The sequence below is a fragment of the Pseudonocardia spirodelae genome (genome assembly GCF_037727765.1).
Taxonomy (GTDB): Bacteria; Actinomycetota; Actinomycetes; order Mycobacteriales; family Pseudonocardiaceae; genus Pseudonocardia; species Pseudonocardia spirodelae.
Genome location: NZ_JBBJUP010000021.1, coordinates 45,319 through 63,438, shown reverse-complemented (window position 1 = coordinate 63,438; position 18,120 = coordinate 45,319). Strand labels below are relative to the sequence as shown.

General features: G+C 76.1%; 19 protein-coding genes. 11 read left to right on the top strand and 8 right to left on the bottom strand.

Annotated elements, in window-relative coordinates:
* The first annotated feature begins 17 nt into the window (after nucleotides 1–17).
* The 6 genes from gad to WJX68_RS21885 all read left to right on the top strand — a co-directional run bounded on the left by gad (nucleotide 18) and on the right by WJX68_RS21885 (nucleotide 5,625).
* The gene (gad, locus tag WJX68_RS21910; RefSeq protein WP_340294134.1) at nucleotides 18–1,412 is read left to right on the top strand and encodes a glutamate decarboxylase; all 1,395 of its coding nucleotides are present in this window, start codon (nucleotides 18–20) and stop codon (nucleotides 1,410–1,412) included.
* A gap of 4 nt (nucleotides 1,413–1,416) precedes the next feature.
* The gene (locus WJX68_RS21905; RefSeq protein ID WP_340294132.1) at nucleotides 1,417–2,298 is read left to right on the top strand and encodes a carbohydrate ABC transporter permease; all 882 of its coding nucleotides are present in this window, start codon (nucleotides 1,417–1,419) and stop codon (nucleotides 2,296–2,298) included.
* Nucleotides 2,295–3,128, top strand: a complete 834-nt coding sequence (locus tag WJX68_RS21900; RefSeq protein WP_340294129.1) for a carbohydrate ABC transporter permease — start codon at nucleotides 2,295–2,297, stop codon at nucleotides 3,126–3,128. The genes WJX68_RS21905 and WJX68_RS21900 overlap by 4 nt, the downstream gene beginning before the upstream one ends.
* The gene (locus WJX68_RS21895) at nucleotides 3,125–4,432 is read left to right on the top strand and encodes an ABC transporter substrate-binding protein (protein WP_340294127.1); all 1,308 of its coding nucleotides are present in this window, start codon (nucleotides 3,125–3,127) and stop codon (nucleotides 4,430–4,432) included. The genes WJX68_RS21900 and WJX68_RS21895 overlap by 4 nt, the downstream gene beginning before the upstream one ends.
* 120 nt (nucleotides 4,433–4,552) lie before the next feature.
* Entirely contained in the window at nucleotides 4,553–4,939 is a 387-nt protein-coding gene (locus tag WJX68_RS21890) for a VOC family protein (RefSeq protein WP_340294125.1), read from the top strand.
* Complete coding sequence (locus WJX68_RS21885) at nucleotides 4,936–5,625, top strand: NUDIX hydrolase (RefSeq protein ID WP_340294123.1); 690 nt, start codon at nucleotides 4,936–4,938, stop codon at nucleotides 5,623–5,625. Before WJX68_RS21890 ends, WJX68_RS21885 begins: the two co-directional genes overlap by 4 nt.
* Here WJX68_RS21885 and WJX68_RS21880 read toward each other — a convergent pair.
* Nucleotides 5,534–6,799 (bottom strand): MFS transporter, encoded by a 1,266-nt coding sequence (locus WJX68_RS21880; RefSeq protein WP_422785756.1) that lies wholly within the window; start codon nucleotides 6,797–6,799, stop codon nucleotides 5,534–5,536. The two genes, WJX68_RS21885 and WJX68_RS21880, sit on opposite strands and share 92 nt — an antisense overlap.
* Before the next feature lie 130 nt (nucleotides 6,800–6,929).
* Here WJX68_RS21880 and WJX68_RS21875 point away from each other — a divergent pair, with 130 nt between their 5' ends.
* Together WJX68_RS21875 and WJX68_RS21870 are read left to right on the top strand one after the other, a co-directional pair.
* Entirely contained in the window at nucleotides 6,930–7,655 is a 726-nt protein-coding gene (locus WJX68_RS21875) for a sulfite exporter TauE/SafE family protein (protein ID WP_340294119.1), read from the top strand.
* Nucleotides 7,652–8,173 (top strand): hypothetical protein, encoded by a 522-nt coding sequence (locus tag WJX68_RS21870; protein ID WP_340294117.1) that lies wholly within the window; start codon nucleotides 7,652–7,654, stop codon nucleotides 8,171–8,173. Before WJX68_RS21875 ends, WJX68_RS21870 begins: the two co-directional genes overlap by 4 nt.
* Here the strand turns inward: WJX68_RS21870 and WJX68_RS21865 are convergent.
* From WJX68_RS21865 to egtA, 6 genes are all read right to left on the bottom strand, one after another.
* Nucleotides 8,115–8,570, bottom strand: coding sequence for a cupin domain-containing protein (locus tag WJX68_RS21865; RefSeq protein ID WP_340294115.1), 456 nt, complete (start codon nucleotides 8,568–8,570; stop codon nucleotides 8,115–8,117). The genes WJX68_RS21870 and WJX68_RS21865 overlap by 59 nt on opposite strands.
* A gap of 9 nt (nucleotides 8,571–8,579) precedes the next feature.
* Nucleotides 8,580–9,152, bottom strand: a complete 573-nt coding sequence (locus WJX68_RS21860) for a class I SAM-dependent methyltransferase (RefSeq protein WP_340294112.1) — start codon at nucleotides 9,150–9,152, stop codon at nucleotides 8,580–8,582.
* 62 nt (nucleotides 9,153–9,214) lie between these two features.
* Complete coding sequence (gene egtD, locus WJX68_RS21855) at nucleotides 9,215–10,204, bottom strand: L-histidine N(alpha)-methyltransferase (RefSeq protein WP_340294214.1); 990 nt, start codon at nucleotides 10,202–10,204, stop codon at nucleotides 9,215–9,217.
* Nucleotides 10,205–10,220: 16 nt separating this feature from the next.
* Nucleotides 10,221–10,976, bottom strand: coding sequence for an ergothioneine biosynthesis protein EgtC (egtC, locus tag WJX68_RS21850; RefSeq protein WP_340294111.1), 756 nt, complete (start codon nucleotides 10,974–10,976; stop codon nucleotides 10,221–10,223).
* 1 nt (nucleotide 10,977) lies between these two features.
* Nucleotides 10,978–12,273, bottom strand: a complete 1,296-nt coding sequence (gene egtB, locus WJX68_RS21845; protein ID WP_340294212.1) for an ergothioneine biosynthesis protein EgtB — start codon at nucleotides 12,271–12,273, stop codon at nucleotides 10,978–10,980.
* 104 nt (nucleotides 12,274–12,377) lie between these two features.
* The gene (gene egtA, locus WJX68_RS21840) at nucleotides 12,378–13,802 is read right to left on the bottom strand and encodes an ergothioneine biosynthesis glutamate--cysteine ligase EgtA (RefSeq protein WP_340294109.1); all 1,425 of its coding nucleotides are present in this window, start codon (nucleotides 13,800–13,802) and stop codon (nucleotides 12,378–12,380) included.
* A 124-nt stretch (nucleotides 13,803–13,926) separates the two neighbouring features.
* Here egtA and WJX68_RS21835 point away from each other — a divergent pair, with 124 nt between their 5' ends.
* From WJX68_RS21835 to WJX68_RS21825, 3 genes are read left to right on the top strand one after another with little or no spacing between them, the layout of a single operon-like run.
* Nucleotides 13,927–14,499 (top strand): TetR/AcrR family transcriptional regulator, encoded by a 573-nt coding sequence (locus WJX68_RS21835; RefSeq protein ID WP_340294107.1) that lies wholly within the window; start codon nucleotides 13,927–13,929, stop codon nucleotides 14,497–14,499.
* A gap of 28 nt (nucleotides 14,500–14,527) precedes the next feature.
* Nucleotides 14,528–15,538 (top strand): dihydroxyacetone kinase subunit DhaK, encoded by a 1,011-nt coding sequence (locus WJX68_RS21830; RefSeq protein WP_340294105.1) that lies wholly within the window; start codon nucleotides 14,528–14,530, stop codon nucleotides 15,536–15,538.
* Nucleotides 15,535–16,167 (top strand): DAK2 domain-containing protein, encoded by a 633-nt coding sequence (locus tag WJX68_RS21825; RefSeq protein ID WP_340294103.1) that lies wholly within the window; start codon nucleotides 15,535–15,537, stop codon nucleotides 16,165–16,167. The genes WJX68_RS21830 and WJX68_RS21825 overlap by 4 nt, the downstream gene beginning before the upstream one ends.
* On the opposite strand, the gene WJX68_RS21820 is transcribed toward WJX68_RS21825, so the two are convergent.
* Nucleotides 16,142–18,052: an ABC transporter ATP-binding protein gene (locus WJX68_RS21820; protein ID WP_340294101.1), complete on the bottom strand. Its 1,911-nt coding sequence runs from the start codon at nucleotides 18,050–18,052 to the stop codon at nucleotides 16,142–16,144. The genes WJX68_RS21825 and WJX68_RS21820 overlap by 26 nt on opposite strands.
* Between the last annotated feature and the right edge of the window lie 68 nt (nucleotides 18,053–18,120).

The window sequence follows — 18,120 nt, the reverse complement described above, 5'->3', positions numbered from 1 at the left end:
GGTCCTAGGTTGCACCCATGCCCGGTGCGCACTCCCCCTCCGAGGACCGCGGACACGACCGGTCCGTCACGGTGAACCCGGTGTTCGCGTCCGAGCCGGTGGACATCCCCCGGTTCCGGATGCCCGACGGCGGGCTGCCCCCCGAGACCGCCTACCAGGTCGTGCACGACGAGCTGATGCTCGACGGCAACGCCCGGCTCAACCTGGCCACCTTCGTCACCACCTGGGCCGAGCCGCAGGCCGAGCGGCTGATGGCCGAGTCGTTCGACAAGAACATGATCGACAAGGACGAGTACCCGCGCACCGCCGACCTGGAGCAGCGGTGCGTGCGGATGCTCGCCGACCTGTGGCACGCGCCCGACCCCGGCCGCGCGGTCGGCTGCTCGACCACCGGCTCGTCGGAGGCCTGCATGCTCGGCGGGCTCGCGCTCAAGCGCCGCTGGCAGCACCGCCGCCGCGCCGCGGGGCGCTCCACCGAGCGCCCGAACATCGTCATGGGCGTCAACGTCCAGATCTGCTGGGACAAGTTCGCGAACTACTTCGACGTCGAGCCGCGGCTGGTGCCGATGGAGGGCGACCGGCTGCACCTCGGCGTCGACCAGGCCGTCGCGCTGTGCGACGAGAACACGATCGGCGTCGTCGCGATCCTCGGCTCCACCTTCGACGGCAGCTACGAACCCGTCGCGCAGCTGTGCGCCGCGCTCGACGACCTGGCCGCGCGCACCGGGCTGGACGTGCCGGTGCACGTCGACGGCGCGTCCGGGGCGATGATCGCGCCGTTCTGCGACCCCGAGCTGGAGTGGGACTTCCGGCTGCCGCGGGTCGCGTCGATCAACACCTCCGGCCACAAGTACGGGCTGGTGCACCCGGGCGTCGGGTGGGCGGTCTGGCGCGACACCGACGCGCTGCCCGAGGACCTGGTGTTCCGGGTGAACTACCTCGGCGGGGACATGCCCACGTTCGCACTGAACTTCTCCCGCCCCGGCGGCCAGGTGATCGCCCAGTACTACAACTTCCTGCGCCTGGGCCGCGACGGCTACGCCCGGGTACAGGGCACCTGCCGGGAGGTCGCGACCGGCCTGGCCCGGCGGATCGAGGCGACGGGGGCGTTCCGGCTGCTCACCGACGGCTCGCAGCTGCCGGTCTTCGCCGTCACCGTCGCCGACGGCGAGCCGTTCTCGGTGTTCGACGTGTCCGCCGCCCTGCGCGAGACCGGCTGGCTGGTCCCGGCCTACACGTTCCCGAAGGACCGCGAGGACCTCGCCGCCCTGCGGATCGTCGTACGCAACGGGTTCAGCCACGACCTGGCCGGGCTGCTCCTCGACGACCTCGACCGCTGCGTGGCGCGGCTGCGCCGCCAGGACGGCCCGGTCCGCGGCGGCGAGTCCGCCGGGTTCGCGCACGGGGCCTGAGCCGGTGGTGTCCCCGCGGCGGCGCGCCGAGACGCGCACCGCCTACCTGCTGCTGGCGCCGAGCCTGTTCGGCGTGGTGGTGTTCCTGCTCGTCCCGGTGCTGGTCGTGCTGGGGCTCGGCATGTTCCGCTGGGACCTCATCGGCCCGCGCACCTTCGTCGGCGCCGAGAACCTGCTCGCCGTCGCCGCCGACGGCCGCTTCGCGCGCTCGCTGCTGGTCACGGCGTTCTTCGTGGTCATCGTCATCCCGGTGCAGACGGTGCTGGGGCTGGCGACCGCGCTGCTGCTCGACCGCGGCCTGCCGGGCACCACGGTGTTCCGGGTGGTCTTCGTGCTGCCGTGGATCTGCGCGCCGCTGGTGCTCGGCGTGGTGTGGCGGTGGATCCTGTCCCCCACCGACGGCGCGCTCAACGCGCTGCTCGGGGTGCGGGTCGAGTGGCTGGCCGACCCCGCGCTCGCGCTGCCGTCGGTCGCCGCGGTGACCGCGTGGACGCAGATCGGCTACGTCGCGCTGTTCTTCCTCGCCGGGCTGCAGGCGATCCCCGCCACGGTCGTGGAGGCCGCGCGCCTCGACGGCGCCTCGGCGTGGCAGCTGCTGTGGCGCATCCGGCTGCCGCTGCTGCGGCCCACGCTGTTCTTCGTCCTGGTCACCGGGGTCATCTCCAGCTTCCAGGTGTTCGACTCGGTCTACGCGCTCACGCCGAACGGGGGTCCGCAGGGTGTCACCGACGTCGTCGCGGGACGGATCTACTACGAGGCCTTCGAGAACCGTGCGGTCGGGCAGGCCGCGGTGATGGCGGTGGTGCTGTTCGTGATCCTGGTGGCCGTGACCGTGGCCCAGCAGCGGTGGTTCGCCCGCCGCACGACCTACGAGCTCGACACGTGAGGCGACACCGGTCCCGCCTCACCGACGCCGCGGTGCTGGCCGCGCTGCTCGCGGGCGCGGTCGTCACGCTCGCGCCGTTCGTGCTGAGCGTGGCCACCGCGGCGAAGACCACCCGCCAGTTCGCCGCCACGCCGGTGCTGTCCCCACCGGCGCCGCCGACCGCGGAGAACGTGGTGGCGCTGTTCGGGCGCGACTACGACTTCGTCACCCCGATCGCGGTCACCGCGCAGGTGGTGCTGGTCGTGCTGGCCGGGCAGCTGCTGTTCTCGGTGCTCGCCGCGTACGCGTTCGCCCGCCTGGAGTTCCCCGGCCGCGACGCGCTGTTCTGGCTGTACCTGGCGACGCTGATGGTCCCGCAGGTCGTGACGATCATCCCGCTGTACCTGATGATGACCGACGCGGGACTGCGCAACACGTTCTGGGCGCTGGTGCTGCCCTACCTGTTCGGGTCGCCGTACGCGATCTTCCTGCTGCGCGAGCACTTCCGCGCCATCCCGCAGGACCTCCTCGACGCGGCCCGGCTCGACGGGGCGGGCACGGTGCGGATCCTGCGCCACGTCGTCGTCCCGGCGAGCCGGCCGATCCTGGTCACGCTCGCGGTGATCACCGTGGTGACGCACTGGAACAACTTCCTGTGGCCGCTGGTGATCACCTCGGGCCGCACCTGGCAGGTGATGACGACCGCGACCGCGGGCCTGCAGACCCAGTACAACGGCAACTGGCCGATCGTGATGGCGGCGACGACGGTGTCGGTCGTCCCGCTGATCGTGCTGTTCCTGGTGTTCCAGCGCCGCATCGTCCGCTCGATCACGATCACGGGCTTCCGGTGACCCGGCGCCTGGCCGCCGCTCTGGGGCTCGTCGCGGTCCTGCTGGCGAGCGCCTGCTCGCCCGCGTCGCGCTTCGACGACGACGCCGACGGCGTCACCACCGTGACGTTCCGGCTCTGGGACCGCCAGGTCGCGGCCGCCTACGAGCGGAGCTTCGCCGCGTTCTCCCGGGCCAACCCCGACATCCGGGTCGAGCTCGTGCAGGTGCCGTTCGCGGACTACTTCACCTCGCTGCCGCTCGACGTGGCCTCCGGCACCGCCACCGACGTGTACTGGGTCAACGCCCAGTACTTCGGCGCGTTCGCCGACGCGGGCAGGCTCATCGACGTCGGCTCCGCGCTCGCCGACCAGCGCGCCGGCTGGGCCGCGCCCGCCGTCGAGCAGTACACCCGCGCCGGGACGCTGTGGGGCGTGCCCGCGGTGACCGACGGCCGGATCGCGCTGTTCTACCACCGGGACATGGTGCGCGAGGCCGGCGTCGACCCGGCCGCGCTGCGCTGGGACCCGACCGACCCGGCCGCCGACACCCTGCTGCCCGCGGCGCGGCGGCTGACCCGCGACGCCGCCGGCCGCAGCCCCGGGCAGCCGGGCTTCGACCCCGGTGCGGTGCGCCGCTACGGCTACAACGCGGCCCGCGACCTGCAGGCGATCTTCTACAACTTCGTGGGCTCGAACGGGGCGCGCTTCCAGGCCCCCGACGGGACCTTCGACTTCGCGACCCCCGCGGGCGAGCAGGCGTTCGGCTACCTCGTGGACATGATCGACCGCGAGCGGGTGGCGCCGTCGGCGGCGGACACCGGCCAGAACCCGGACTTCAGCCGCGACGCGTTCCTGCAGGGCAGGATGGCGCTGTTCCAGAGCGGCACCTACAACCTGGCCAACCTGACCGAGGCGCCGTTCGCCTGGGGCGTCGCGCCGCTGCCCGCCGGTCCGGCCGGGCGGGTCAGCGTGGTCAACAGCATCGTCGCGGCGGGCAACGCGGACAGCCCGAAGCGCCCCGAGATCCTGCGCGTGCTGCGCTGGCTGGGGTCGCCGGAGGGGGCCGCGCCGGTCGGCGACAGCGGTGCGGGGCTGCCCGCCGTCACCGCCGCCCAGCGGGGCTGGTTCGCCTACTGGGCGGCCCGCGGCGTCGACACCCGCCCGTTCGTGGAGGACGGCCCGACCATCCCGGCGCCGAGCGGGCCGAAGTACGGGGCCGCGCTGACGGCGATGGAGCCGACCCTCGACGAGGTCTTCGCCGGCCGGCTGCCGGTCGGGCCGGGTCTGCGGTCCGCGCAGGACGTCGGCAACGCGGCGCTGCGCTGATAGCCTCGCCGGTGCGCCCCCCATGGGCCCAGCCGGAAGGAGCACCAGCCAGTCCCGCACGGGCCCGCGGGCGCTCCTTCCGGCACGTCGTGCGCGCGGTCCCCCACGTCAGGAGACCGCATGGGCATTCGGTTCGACCACACCATCGTCGCCGCCCGGGACCGCGAGGCCTCGTCGGCGTTCTACGTCCACGTCCTGGAGGCGGCGCCGGCGCCGTCCTGGGGCCCGTTCACCAACGTCACGCTCGACGACGGCGTCCTGGTCCAGTTCGCGGACCTGCCGCGCGAGGCCTGGCCCGAGATCCCGCCGCAGCACTACGCCTTCCTGGTCGACGACGCGCTGTTCGACCGCGCGTACGCCCGTCTCGTCGGCGACGGCGTCGAGCACTGGGCCGACCCGCAGCGCACCCGGCCCGGGGAGGTCAACCACGGGCACGGCGGGCGCGGGGTGTACTTCCTCGACCCCGCGGGCCACTATCTCGAGATGATCACCAGGTCGTACCTGTGAGCGACGCCGTCGCCGCGGCCGGCCGCTACCTCGACGCCGTCCGCCCCGCCCCGGCCCGGGCACCGGGGTGGATGGCGACGCTGCTGCGCGGCCTCGACGGGGCCGGCGCCCGCGACATCAGCGCCAACGACCTGCCCGCCGACCACGTCGGGCCGCGCCAGTCCGCGGTGCTCGTGCTGCTCGGGCAGGGCCCCGACGGACCCGAGGTCCTGCTGCAGCGCCGCGCCCGGCGGCTGCGCCACCACTCCGGGGAGATCTCCTTCCCCGGCGGGCGGGCCGACCCGGGCGACACCGACCCGGGCGCCACCGCGCTGCGCGAGGCCACCGAGGAGACCGGGCTGGACGCCTCCGGTGTGGACGTCGTCGCGGTGCTGCCGCGGCTGATCCTGCTGTCCGGGTTCCACGTCACCCCGGTACTGGGGCACTGGCGGTCGCCGTCCCCGGTGCGGGCGGTCGACCCCGCGGAGACCGAGGCGGTGCTGCGGGTGCCGCTGGCGGTGCTCGCCGACCCGGCGAACCGGTTCCGGCTCGGCGCGGGCGGGGGGATCTGGCGCGGGCCCGCGTTCCGGGTCGGCGAGGACGTGGTGTGGGGGTTCACCGGCGACGTCGTCGACGCCCTGCTCCGCCTCGGTGGCTGGGCGCGGCCGTGGACCCCCGGCCCGGAGGTGCAGTGGGATTCGCTGTGAGGCTGCCGGCCGCGACCGGCAGCGCCACCGCCCCGAGCAGCGCCGCGACCCACGCGGGACCGGCCGGGCCCGCGACGGCGAGCCCGGCCGCGCCGAGCAGGGGGCCCGCCGTCGCCCCCAGGTTCAGCGACGCCGTCGCCGTCGCGCCGCCGAGGGTCGGGGCGCCGGGGGCGAGGGCCAGCGCCCGGGCCACCAGGGCGGAGCCGAGGGCGAACCCGGCCGCGCCGAGCAGCCCGACCAGCAGCGCGAGCGGCACCGGGTGGTCGACGAGCAGCGCCGCGCCCGCCCACCCGGCGGGCAGCGCGACACCGCCCGCGACCAGCAGCGTGCGGAGACGGGCATCGCCGTGGCGGCCCGCGACCGCCACGCCGGCGACCGCGCCGAGGCCGAACAGCAGCAGCCCGGCCGGCACCGCCGACGGTCCGCCCGCCGCGCCCAGCAGCGACGCGAGGTAGGTGTGCGCGGCGAACGTCGCGCCGTTGACCAGCGCGGCGAGCAGCAGGGTCCGGACCACCGGGCCCGCCCGCAGCGCGGCGGCCTCGGCCCGCAGCGCGGGCACCGCGCGCGCGCCGTTCCCGCCGCCGACGGCGGCGGGAACCGCGGCGAGGACCCCGGCCAGAGCGAGTGCCGCGACGGCGGCGACCGCCCAGAACGTCGCCCGCCACCCGAGCTCGTGGCCGAGCAGGGCACCCGCGGGCACCCCGGCGACGAGCGCGAGGGCCGTGCCGGCCAGCAGGGTCGCGGCGGCCCGCGCGGTCCGTCCCGGCCCGGCGGCGGCGACGGCGACCGACAGCGCGACGGCCAGGAACCCGGCGTTCGCGCACGCCGCGAGCAGCCGCGTGGCCACCAGCACCGCGAAGGACGGGGTGAGCGCCCCCACGACGTGCACGACGACGAACACGGCGAGGAACCCGGCCAGCGCGGGGCGCGGCGGCCACCGGCGGGCCAGGGCCGCCGCCGGCGGCGCGCCGAGCACCATCCCGGCGGCGAACACCGCGGTCAGCGACCCGGCGGCCGCGGCGGGGACGGCGAGGTCGGCGGCGACGGCCGGGACCAGCCCGGCGAGCATGAATTCGGAGGTGGCCTGGGCGAACACCGCGCAGGCGAGGACGACGAGCGGCACGGGAGCTCCGTGGGTGAGGGGCCGGGAGGACGGACGGTCCGGCCGCGTCACCGGGAGCGGGCAGGCGAGGTCGCCGCCACCGGGGAGGACCGGTGGCTACCGCGTGTCGGACTCCGGGCTGCGCACGTCGGGGACCCTACGCCGGCGGGAGGGCGTCGCGCCTCCCGGTTACCGTGCCGGGGTGACGATCGTCTGGACCGAACTGCTCGTGGCCGGCCTGGTCGTCGCCGTCGGGGCGCTGGTGCAGGGCGCGGTCGGGTTCGGGATGGCGCTGGTCGCCACCCCGCTGCTCGCCCTGATCGACCCGTCGTGGGTGCCGGTCCCGGTCCTGGTGGTCGCCACCGCGATCGGCTTCGCGGGGTGGTGGCGCGAGCGGGACGGCACCGACTGGCCCGGCGTCGGGTGGGCACTGCTCGGGCGGCTGCCCGGCACGGCGCTCGGGACCTACCTGGTGGTGACGCTGTCGCCGCGGGTGTTCACGGTGACCGTCGCGCTGATCGTGCTGGTCTGCGTGCTCGTGTCCTTCGCCCCGGTCCGGGTGCGTCCCGCACCGCCCGCCCTGCTCGGGGCCGGCGTGGTGGCCGGGGTGTCGGGCACGGCCGCGGCGATCGGCGGACCGCCGGTGGCGCTGCTCTACCAGCACGAGTCCGGTCCGCGGATCCGCGCGACGCTCGCGGCGTTCTTCCTGGTCGGGACGGCGGTGTCGCTGGCCGGGCTCGGGCTGGGCGGCGCCGTCGACGCCGCCGGTCTCCTCCACGGCCTGCTGCTCCTGCCGTTCCTGCTGGTGGGGTTCCTCGCGTCGGGGCCGGCGCGGCCGCTGGTCGACCGGGGCGCCACCCGTCCCGCGGTGCTCGGCCTGTCCGCGCTCGCGGCGCTCGGCCTGCTCGCCCAGGGCCTGTTCGGATGATCGGCCCCCGTGCGGCGGGCGCGCCGCGGCCGGCGGGCGGGTCGCACGCCCGGCCGTGGCGGGCGACACCGGTCCTCGCCCTCGCGGCGGCGGCGCTGCTCGTCGTGCAGCAGGTGCCGGGCCTGCTGCGGATGCGCGGGACCGCGGTCCCGCTGCTGCCGGTGGGGCTGTGGCGGGGCTGGATCCCGCTGATGCTGGCCGGGCTGCTGCTCCTCGCCGCGTCGGCCCTGCTCGGGCTCCGGCGGCCCGGCCGGACGAGCACGGCCGGGCGGGCCGCGGGCCTGCTGCTCGCGCTCGGGCCGGCGACGGTGCTGGCCTACCAGGGACGGCTGGTGGACCCGCTCTCCGTGTACCTGCTCGGCGCCGACCCGGGGCCCGCGACCTGGCCGGTGCTCGACGTCGTGCTCGGCACCGGCCTCGCCGCCGTCCTCGCCGCCGCGCTGTGGGTGGTGCTGCCCGTCAGCCCCGGTGCAGCGGGTCGACCCACGGCACGTGCTCGGGGTCGGGCACCCCGGTGATGTCGAGGTTGACCACGACCGGCTCCTGACCGGAGCGGGTCAGGACGCACTCGAGCGGCTCGTCGTCGAGGGCGTTGATCTCCTGGTGCGGCACCCAGGGCGGCACGAAGATGAAGCCGCCGGGCCCGGCCTCGGCGGTGAACTCCAGGTTCTCGCCCCACTTCATGCGGGCCCGGCCGCGCACCACGTAGATGACGCTCTCCAGCTCGCCGTGGTGGTGGGCGCCGGTGCGCGCGCCGGGGTGGATCGTGACGGTGCCCGCCCAGAGGCGCTGCGCGCCGGCCCGGGCCGCGGTGACGGCGGCGGCGCGGTGCATGCCGGGCGTCTGCGGGGTGTTGTCGTCGAGCATGTCGCCGGGGATCACGCGCACGCCGTCGTCGCGCCAGTCGGTGCTCATGGTCGCACCCTAGGCGCGGGTGGCCCGGAACCGGAACGACCGGCCGCCGAGTTCGGTCCGCGGGCCCGCGAGGCCGGCGGCGCCGAGGCGGCGCGGCAGCGACTCCGGGTCCACGACGGTCATCGTGTCCCCGACGTGGATCAGCCGGAACCGGGGCGTGAGCCGGGAGTCGATCCCGGCGAACGTCCCGCCCGGGCGCAGCACCCGCGTGGCCTCGGCGAACAGCCGGTCCTGCTCGCCGGGCGTCGGGACGTGGTGCAGCATCGTGAAGCAGACGACGGCGTCGAAGGCGCCGTCCGGGAACGGCAGGGCCGCGCCGTCGCCGTGGCGGACGTCGACGCCGAGGTCGCGGCCGAGCCCGTCGCGCAGGTCGCCGGCCAGCACCGGGTCGACCTCCAGGGCGGTCAGCGCACCGGCCCGCGGGGCGAGCCAGCGGGTGGTCACGCCGTAGCCCGGCCCGATCTCCAGCACCTCACCGGACAGGTCGACGTCACGGGTCGCCCAGGGCAGCGTGCTGCCGTGCATGCGGTCGGCCCAGGAGTCCGACCGGCAGATCCGCCGGTGCAGCGCGTTCATCGCCATGGCGCGACGCTAGCGGCGCACCGGCGGTGCCGCACCGCACGCGGGCGGCACCGCCGGTGGGCTCAGGCCGCGGTGAGCAGGGTCAGTGCGAACCGCCGGTCCGGGTCGACCCAGCGGCGGGTGGTGGTGAACCCGGCGGCGGCGGTGACGTCGTCGAGCACGTCGGTGGTGAACTTCGCCGACACCTCGGTCGCGAGCTCCTCCCCCGCGGTGAAGTCCACGCCGAGGTCGAGGTCGGCGACCCGCACGCGCATGTCCCGGGTCGCGCGCAGCCGCATCTCGATCCAGGAGTTGTCCGCGTCCCACACCGCGACGTGCTGGAAGGCGTCGACGTCGAAGTCGGCGTGCAGCTCGCGGTTCAGCACGTGCAGCACGTTGCGGTTGAACTCGGCGGTGACCCCGGCGGCGTCGTCGTAGGCGGGCACCATGACCGCCGGGTCGGTGGCCAGGCCGGTGCCGAGCAGCAGCTGCTCGCCGGGCTGCAGCACCGAGCGGACGTGGAGGAGGAAGTCGTGGCGCGGGCCGGGCAGCAGGTTGCCGATGGTGCCGCCGAGGAAGGCGATCATCCGCTTCCCGCCGGGCTCGGCGCCGGGCAGCCGGTCCAGGTCGCGGGTGAAGTCGCCGACGACGCCGTGCACGTCCAGGTGCGGGTAGTCGCGGTGCAGCTCGTCGATCGCGCCGCGCAGCGCGGACTCGCTGACGTCCTGCGGGACGTAGCGGCGCAGCGTCCCGGCCCGGGTGAACGCGTCGAGCAGCAGCCGCGTCTTCGTCGAGGACCCCGACCCCAGCTCGACCACGGTGTCCGCGCCCGAGGCGCGGGCGACGTCGTCGACGGAGTCGGTCAGCAGCGCGCGCTCGGTCCGGAACGGGTAGTACTCCGGCAGCGCGGTGATCTGCTCGAACAGCTCGGACCCGCGGGCGTCGTAGAACCACTTCGGCGGCAGCTCCTTCGGCGACGCGGCGAGTCCCCGCGTCACGTCGGACCGCAGCGCGGCGCCGGCGTCGGTCTGCGAGAGGTGGACGTCCAGCTGGATGGTGCCGGGATCTGACAGTGCGGACACGGTGCTCCTAGGTCAGCCGGTGCAGGTCGTGGTGGCCCGGGCGGGCCACCACCAGGTGCCGATCGGGCACCCGGGTCCAGTCGGGGAACGCGTGGGTCGGTTCGGACGCGACGGTCACCGCGGCGGCCGGTCCGCCGGTCACCGTCCGGACGGCCAGCGCGTGGCGCCAGGCGGTGGCCCAGACCGTCGTGCCGTCGGTGAGCAGCAGGTTCAGCCGCGACTCCGGCGCGGCGCGCTCGGTGTCCGCGCAGACCCGCGCGAGCAGGTCGGCCGGGTCGTCGCCGGCGGCCAGGCCGTGGCGCACCAGCGCCCACAGCAGGGCGGCGTCGGTGGGGGCGTCGAGGGTGAGCAGGTCGGTGACCGGCAGCGACGACGCGGCCGTCGCCATCGTGGCGGGCCAGCCGCGGACGACACCGTTGTGGCTGAACAGCCACCGCCCGTCGGTGAAGGGGGCCGCGGCGGTCTCGACCGCCGGCATCCCGACCGTCGCCGAGCGGACGGCGGCGAGCACCGCGCCCGAGACCGTCGCCCCGGCCAGCGACGCGAAGGACGTGTCGGCCCACAGCGGGCGGGCCGACCGGTACCGCACCGGGGCCGCGGCGCCGGGCGGGTACCAGCCGGCGCCGTGGCCGTCGGCGTTGATCGTGCCGCCGCCGCGCATGTCGGCCGGGGCCCAGGACTGCGCGAGCAGCCCGTGCTCCGGTTCGAGCAGCAGCGACGCGAGGGTGGCGGGTGGTCCGAGGTGGGCCAGGTGGCGGCACACCTCAGCGCACGGGGGCGACGTCGCGGACCAGGCGGAACCCGGCGAAGATCTGGCGGCGGACCGGGTGGTCCCAGTTGCGGAACGTCGCCCGGATCGCGGCCGGGTCGGTGCCGAACGAGCCGCCGCGCAGCACCGCGTAGTCGCCGCCGAAGAAGACCTCGGAGTACTCCGGGTACGGGAACACGCTGAACCCCGGGTACGGGTGCCAGCCGGAGTCGCACCACTCCCAGACGTCGCCGACCATCTGCGCGACCCCGAGCGCGGAGACCCCCGCCGGATAGGCACCGACCGGCGCGGGACGCAGGTGGCGCTGGCCGAGGTTGGCGTGCTCGGCGCGGGGTTCGTCGTCGCCCCACGGGAAGCGGCGCGACCGGCCGGTGGCGGGGTCGAGGCGGGCGGCCTTCTCCCATTCGGCCTCGGTCGGCAGGCGCCCGCCGGCCCAGCGGGCGTAGGCCTGCGCCTCGTGGAAGGACACGTGCATCACGGGCTCGTCGTCGGGGACGCGCTCGACGACGCCGAAGCGGCGCCGCCACCAGGTGCCGCCGGCGTCGCGGGACCAGAAGCGCGGTGCGACGAGGTCCTCGGCGACCCGGTGCGCCCAGCCGGCCGCGGTCCAGAGCCGCTCGTCGTCGTAGCCGCCGGCGTCGACGAACGCCGCGTAGGCGCCGGTGGTCACCGGGTGCACGTCGATCGCGAAGGCGGGCAGGTCCACGACGTGCGCGGGCCGCTCGTTGTCCAGCGCCCACGGCTCGGCGGAGGTACCCATCTCGAACGGTCCGGCCGGCACGACCACCTCGGCCCCGGGGTCGGCCGGGACGGCCGGGCGGGGTGGGGCGGGGGCGTCGAGCACCGGGGCACCCGCACGGAGCTGGTGGGTGGCGAGCATGGTCTCGTCGTGCTGCTGCTCGTGCTGCACGATCATCCCGAACGCGAAGCCGTCGGCCTCCAGCGGGCGGCCGCGCAGCGGGCTGCGGTGCAGCGCGTCGAGCGCCTTGTCGCGCACCTCGCAGACGTAGGTGCGGGCCTCGGCCGGGGTCAGCAGCGGCAGGGTCACCCGCGAGCTGCGCGAGTGCGCGAACGCGTCGTAGAGCCCGTCGATCTCCGGGCGCAGCGGCTCGCGTCCGCCGACGTCGCGGACCAGCCACAGCTCCTCCATCGAGCCGATGTGCGCGAGGTCCCAGACCAGCGGCGACATCAGCGGGGAGTGCTGGGCGGTCAGCTCGCCGTCGTCGAGGGCGGTGAGTCCGGTGCTGCGTTCGCGGGAGCGCCCGAGCAGCGCGGCGACGCGGGTGCGCATCGCCTCGGGGCTCTCCCCCGGCGCGGCCGGCCCGGTCAGCGGCCCGGTGGCCGGGCGGGAGCCGGCGGTGGGTCCGGCGGTGGGGCCGACGGTGGGTTCGGCGGTCATGACACGCACTCCTCGACGGCGTCGGTGCGCACGCGGCCGGGTTCTCGACCGGGCGTCTCCGTTGCGGTGACGGGCGCGCCGGGTGCGGCGTCGCCCAGGTGCAGGCCCGCCGGGAAGACCGCGGCGGGCGCCTCCCGTCCGGTCCCGCGTTCGGCGGGGTCGGGGTCGTCGGCGGGGCAGCGGCCGCGCAGGACGCGCCGCTCGGTGACCTCGCGCAACCGCGCCAGCAGCGGCGCCGGGGCGGCGGTCAGGGGCTCGGCGCCGGCGGCCAGGACGTCGCAGGCCAGCGGGAACAGCGCGGCGGCCGCGGCGGCGAGGCCCGGGTGCTCCAGCCCGTCGCGGGCGGCGGCGACCCACTCGTCGGCGACGGGCGCGCACAGCTCCCGGACCCGGTCGACGACGGCGCCGGAGGAGGTGAGCGCGAGCAGCACGGCCGCCGGCAGCGCCCAGTCGTCACCGGCCTGGCCGTCGACGTAGCGGACCTCCAGGTGGCCGTGCGGGCGGACCGGCGGGAACAGCGTCGAGACGTGGTAGTCCAGGTCGGCCAGGGTCGGCGGACGGTCGAGGACGCCCACGCGGCAGCGCCCCGACGCCCAGTCGGCGAAGGTGACCCCGTGCGGGACCGCCCAGGAGCCGGTGCCGCGCACGCACAGCAGCGGGGTGCCGACGACCCGGCGCGCCCAGGCGCCCGCGGCGTCGCGTCCGGGCGCCGGGTGCGGCGGCGGCGCGGTGCGCGACGGGTCGAGGCTGAGCCAGCACGCCTGCCGGGAGGACTTCCAGCCGGTGGCGCGGCCGTGCTGGACCGGGGAGTTCGCGAACGCCGCGACCAGCACCGGGCCGAGCTCGTGCAGCACCGCCCAGCGCTCGGCGATCCCGGCGGCCGGTCCGGCGTCGAGACAGACCTGCACGGCGGCGGTGGAGCACATGCCGCTGCGCCCGTGCGGGCCGACGCCGTCGAACACGCACTCCATGGCCGCGTAGCGGGGCAGGTCCAGCAGCCGGCGGGCGGGCCGGACGGGGTCCGCGGCCCGCGCGTGCGGGCGCAGGCCGTGGGCGGCGAGCAGGCGGTGGAGGTGGGAGGAGTCGGCGGACAGGTCGCCGACGAGCGTCGCGAGAGAGGACGCGGGAGCGCTGGAGATCTCGATCTGGCCGCCCGGCTCGACGGTGACCGAGCCGCCGGCGGGCAGCGGGGCCGCGGACGAGGCCGGGTCCAGGGAGGCCGGGGTGTGCGGTCCGAGTGCGGTCCGCAGGACGTGGAGGTCGACCGGGTCGGCAGGCCGGTCGGGGTGGTGGAGCATCCACTCGATCTCGACGCCCGCCAGGGTCGGGGGGCCGTGTTTGAAGCAGACCGACGCCACGTAGGCCTCGGCCTCCCCCACGCTGCGCAGCACCCCGTCGGGGCTCTGATGGTCCAGGGTCACCAGGTCGACGCTACCCCCGGGGTGTGACACCCGCACGATGTCCGCGACCCCGTTCCGTGACGACGCGCGGGGCCGTCCCGCGGCCCCACGGCAAGCAGGACGGGCGTACGGGATACTGGTCGGCATGCCCCGCGTCAGCACCGACCAGCTCGCCGCCCGCCGGCAGCAGATCCTCACCGGTGCGCGGACCTGCTTCGCCGACCACGGCTACGAGGGCGCCACCGTGCGGCGGCTCGAGGAGTACACCGGGCTCTCGCGCGGCGCGATCTTCCACTACTTCCGGGACAAGGAGGCGCTGTTCCTGGCCCTGGCCGAGCAGGACGCCACCCGGATGGCCGAGGTCGTCGCCGAGCAGGGCCTGGTGCAGGTGATGCGCGACCTGCTCGACGGCACCTCGGACCGCAGCTGGCTCGGCACCCGGCTGGAGGTGTCGCGGCGGCTGCGCACCGAGCCGGAGTTCCGGGCCCGCTGGCAGGAGCACTCCGGCGCGCTGACCGCGGCGACCCGCGCCCGGCTGGAGCGCCAGGCCGCCGCCGGCGCCCTGCGCGACGACGTCGGGGTCCCGGTGCTGGCCCAGTACCTGGAGCTGGTGCTGGAGGGCCTGGTGTCGCACCTGGCGATGGGGCTGCCCGCCGACGACCTCGGCCCGGTGCTCGACCTCGTGGAGAACGCCGTCCGCGCGCCGCTGATGCGCTGAACCGCACCGGTGGCGGATGATCGGCGCCATGCCGCTCCCCTTCCACCCGGCCGGTGACGACCCCGTCCCGGCCGCCGTCCGCGGGTTCGCCCGGGCCCACCCCGGCCTCGTCGAGCTGCGCGAGGACCCGATCCACCTCGTCGCCCGCGACCGCCACCCGGACCGCCGGGTCGGGCTGGTCTCCGGCGGCGGTTCGGGACACGAGCCGCTGCACGCCGGGTTCCTCGGCCGCGGGATGCTCGACGCCGTCGCCCCCGGCCCGGTGTTCACCTCGCCGCACAACAAGGCCGTGCTGGTCGCCTCCCGCGCCGCCGCCGGCCCGGACGGCGTGGTGCACGTCGTGAAGAACTACACCGGCGACCGGATCAACTTCGGCATCGCCGCCGAGCGGCTGCGGATGGAGGGCATCGAGGTCCGCCGCGTGCTGGTCGACGACGACCTGGCCACCGACGGCCTCGACACCGCCACCGGGCGTCGCGGGACGGGCGCGACGGTCGTCGTGGAGAAGCTGCTCGGCGCCGCCGCCGACCGCGGCACCGGGCTCGACGAGCTCGCCGCGCTCGGCACCGAGGTCGCCGGGGCCTCGCGCAGCCTCGCCGTCGCGTCGCGGGCGCAGACCTCGGCGCGCACCGGGGAGCCCGCGTTCGCCCTGGACGGGCAGCTCGACTACGGCGTCGGCATCCACGGCGAGCGCGCCCGGCGCTCGGTCGACCGGCCCACCACCGAGGACCTGGTCGAGCGGATGCTCGACGAGGTCGTGGCCGGGCTGCCCGCGGGCCCCGGGCAGGTCGTGCTCGTCGTGAACGGGATGGGCGGCACCGCGCTGCTGGAGCTGTACGTGCTCGCCGAGCTGGCCGCGGCCGGGCTGGAGCGTCGCGGGCTGGAGCAGGTGGGACTGCTGGTCGGCACGTTCGTCCCGGCCCTGGACATGGCCGGTTTCTCGCTCACCCTGACCCGGATGCGTCCGGACTGGCTGCCGCTGTGGACGGCGCCGGCCCGGACCGCCGCGTTCCCGCGCACCCAGGAGGACCACCGGTGACCGGCCCCCTCGACCAGGACGCCGTCCTGGCCCGCTTCGCCGAGGCCGTCGAGGCCGGCCACGGCACGCTGACCGACCTCGACCAGCACTCCGGTGACGGCGACTTCGGCGACAACCTGCGCGCCGGGGTGCGACACGCCGTCGCGCTGGCCGGGCGCGGCCCGTTGCGCGGGTTCGGCGCGCTCGGCGAGGTCTTCCTCGACGAGGTCGGCGGCACCAGCGGCCCGCTGCTCGGGCTGCTGTTCTCCGAGATCGCCCGCGCCCTGGCGTGCGGGTCCGCCGACGCCGCCGCGTTCGCCGCCGGCGCCCGGGCCGGGCTCACCGCGATCCAGCGGGTCGGCGAGGCCGAGGAGGGCGACCGCACGATGGTCGACGCGCTGGCCCCGGCCGTGGCCGCGCTCGGCCGCGACGGGTACGCCGCCGCCGCGGCCGCCGCGCTGGAGGGGGCCCGGCGCACCGCCGGGCTGTCGGCGCGGCACGGGCGCGCGTCCTACCTGGGCGAGCGGGCCCGCGGCGCCGCCGACCCGGGCGCGGTCGGGGTGGCGCTGCTGTTCCACGTCGTGGCCGGGGTCGCCGAGCCCGGCGCCCCGCTCACCGACCCGGTCACGGCGACGGCGCCGGGGTCCTGACGCCGTCCTCGGCGGGCAGGAACTGGGTCCGGTACAGCGTGGCGTAGCGGCCGTCGGCGGCGAGCAGCTCGTCGTGGGTGCCGGACTCGACCACGCGGCCCGCCTCGAGGACGGCGATGCGGTCGGCCGAGCGGACCGTGGAGAGCCGGTGCGCGATGACGATCGCGGTGCGCCCCACCAGCGCCTCGGCCAGCGCCTCCTGCACCGCCACCTCCGACTCGGAGTCCAGGTGGGCGGTGGCCTCGTCGAGGATCACCACCCGCGGGCGGGCGAGCAGCAGCCGGGCGATGGTCAGGCGCTGCCGCTCGCCGCCGGACAGCCGGTACCCGCGCTCGCCGACGACGGTGTCCAGCCCGTCGGGCAGCGAGTCGAGCAGGGCGCCGAGCCGGGCGCGGCGCAGCGCGTCGGTCATCTCCGCGTCGGTGGCGCCGGGCGCGGCGTAGCGCAGGTTGCCCGCGATGGTGTCGTGGAACAGGTGCCCGTCCTGGGTGACCATGCCGACGGTGCCGCGCAGCGTCGCGAACGACAGGTCCCGCACGTCGACCCCGGCGAGCTCGACGGCGCCGGCGTCGACGTCGTAGAGGCGCGGGACGAGCGAGGCGACCGTGGACTTGCCCGCCCCCGAGGACCCGACGAGCGCGAGCAGACCGCCGCCGTGCACGTGCAGGTCGACGCCGTGCAGGACCTCGCTGCCGGCGCGCTGGTCGAGCACGGCGACCTCCTCCAGCGAGGCCAGCGAGACGTCGGTGGCGGTGGGGTAGGTGAAGCGCACCCCGCGCAGCGCGACGTCGACGGGACCGTCGGGCAGCGGGCGCGGGTCCGGGCGCTCGGCGATCATCGGGCGCAGGTCGAGGACCTCGAAGACGCGCTCGAACGCGACCAGCGCGGTCATGACGTCGACGCGGGCGTTGGCCAGCGCCGTCATCGGGGTGTAGAGCCGCGACAGCAGCAGCCCGAGCGCGACGACGGTGCCGGCCGGGATCTGCCCGGTGACCGCGAGCCAGCCGCCGAGGCCGTAGATCATGGCCTGGGCCAGCGCCGACACCAGCTGCAGGGCCGTCACGAACAGCCGCGACACCATCGCCGAGCGCACCCCGATGTCGCGCACCCGCGCCACCTGGCCGCGGAACACCGTCGCCTCGGACTCGGGGTCGCCGAACAGCTTCACCAGGGTCGCGCCGGGCGCCGAGAAGCGCTCGGTCATCTGGTTGCCCATGGTCGCGTTCAGCTCGGCGGCCTCGCGGCGCAGCTCGGCGAGCCAGGTCCCCATCCGCCGGGCGGGGAGCACGAACACCGGCAGCAGCAGCATCGCCAGCACCGTGACCTGCCAGGCCAGCCCGATCATCACCGCGATCGCCAGCACCAGCTGGATGGTGTTGGACAGCACGGTGGACAGCGTGCTGGTGATCGCCGTCTGGGCGCCGATGACGTCGTTGTTGAGCCGGCTGACCAGCGCGCCGGTGCGGGTGCGGGCGAAGAAGGCCAGCGGCATCGACTGGACGTGGCGGAACACCGCCACCCGCAGGTCCTCGATGAGGCCCTCGCCGAGGCGGGAGGAGAACCAGCGTGCGGTCAGCCCGACGACGGCCTCCAGCACGGCCATCCCGGCGATCGCACCCGCGATGACGATGACGACCCGGGCCGCGTCGGGAAGCTGGTTCGCCGCGACGATCGTGTTGACCACCCGCCCGGCCAGCAGCGGGGTGACGACGCCGATCACCGCGGTGACGGTCGTCAGCGCCAGGTAGCACAGCACCCAGCGGCGGTACGGACGGACGAAGCCCCCGATGCGGGGCCAGGTTCCCTTCGCGATGGAGCCGCGGCGGATGGACTGCGAGTCCGCCCCCCGGATGACTCCGCGCATCAGGGTGAGCGGGCGATCCAACGGTGTGTCTCCTTCGCCGGTGGTGGACGGCGCAGGATCACGGTACGGGCACCCCCGGCGACGCCGCG

Bases quoted from the DNA above. Each gene is read 5' to 3' on its own strand.
- WJX68_RS21890 (WP_340294125.1), top strand. From the start codon at position 4,553: ATGGGCATTCGGTTCGACCACACCATCGTCGCCGCCCGGGACCGCGAG.
- gad (WP_340294134.1), top strand. From the start codon at position 18: ATGCCCGGTGCGCACTCCCCCTCCGAGGACCGCGGACACGACCGGTCC.
- egtB (WP_340294212.1), bottom strand. From the start codon at position 12,273: ATGCGCACCCGCGTCGCCGCGCTGCTCGGGCGCTCCCGCGAACGCAGC.
- WJX68_RS21865 (WP_340294115.1), bottom strand. From the start codon at position 8,570: ATGAGCACCGACTGGCGCGACGACGGCGTGCGCGTGATCCCCGGCGAC.
- WJX68_RS21870 (WP_340294117.1), top strand. From the start codon at position 7,652: ATGATCGGCCCCCGTGCGGCGGGCGCGCCGCGGCCGGCGGGCGGGTCG.
- WJX68_RS21835 (WP_340294107.1), top strand. From the start codon at position 13,927: ATGCCCCGCGTCAGCACCGACCAGCTCGCCGCCCGCCGGCAGCAGATC.
- WJX68_RS21830 (WP_340294105.1), top strand. From the start codon at position 14,528: ATGCCGCTCCCCTTCCACCCGGCCGGTGACGACCCCGTCCCGGCCGCC.
- WJX68_RS21860 (WP_340294112.1), bottom strand. From the start codon at position 9,152: ATGGCGATGAACGCGCTGCACCGGCGGATCTGCCGGTCGGACTCCTGG.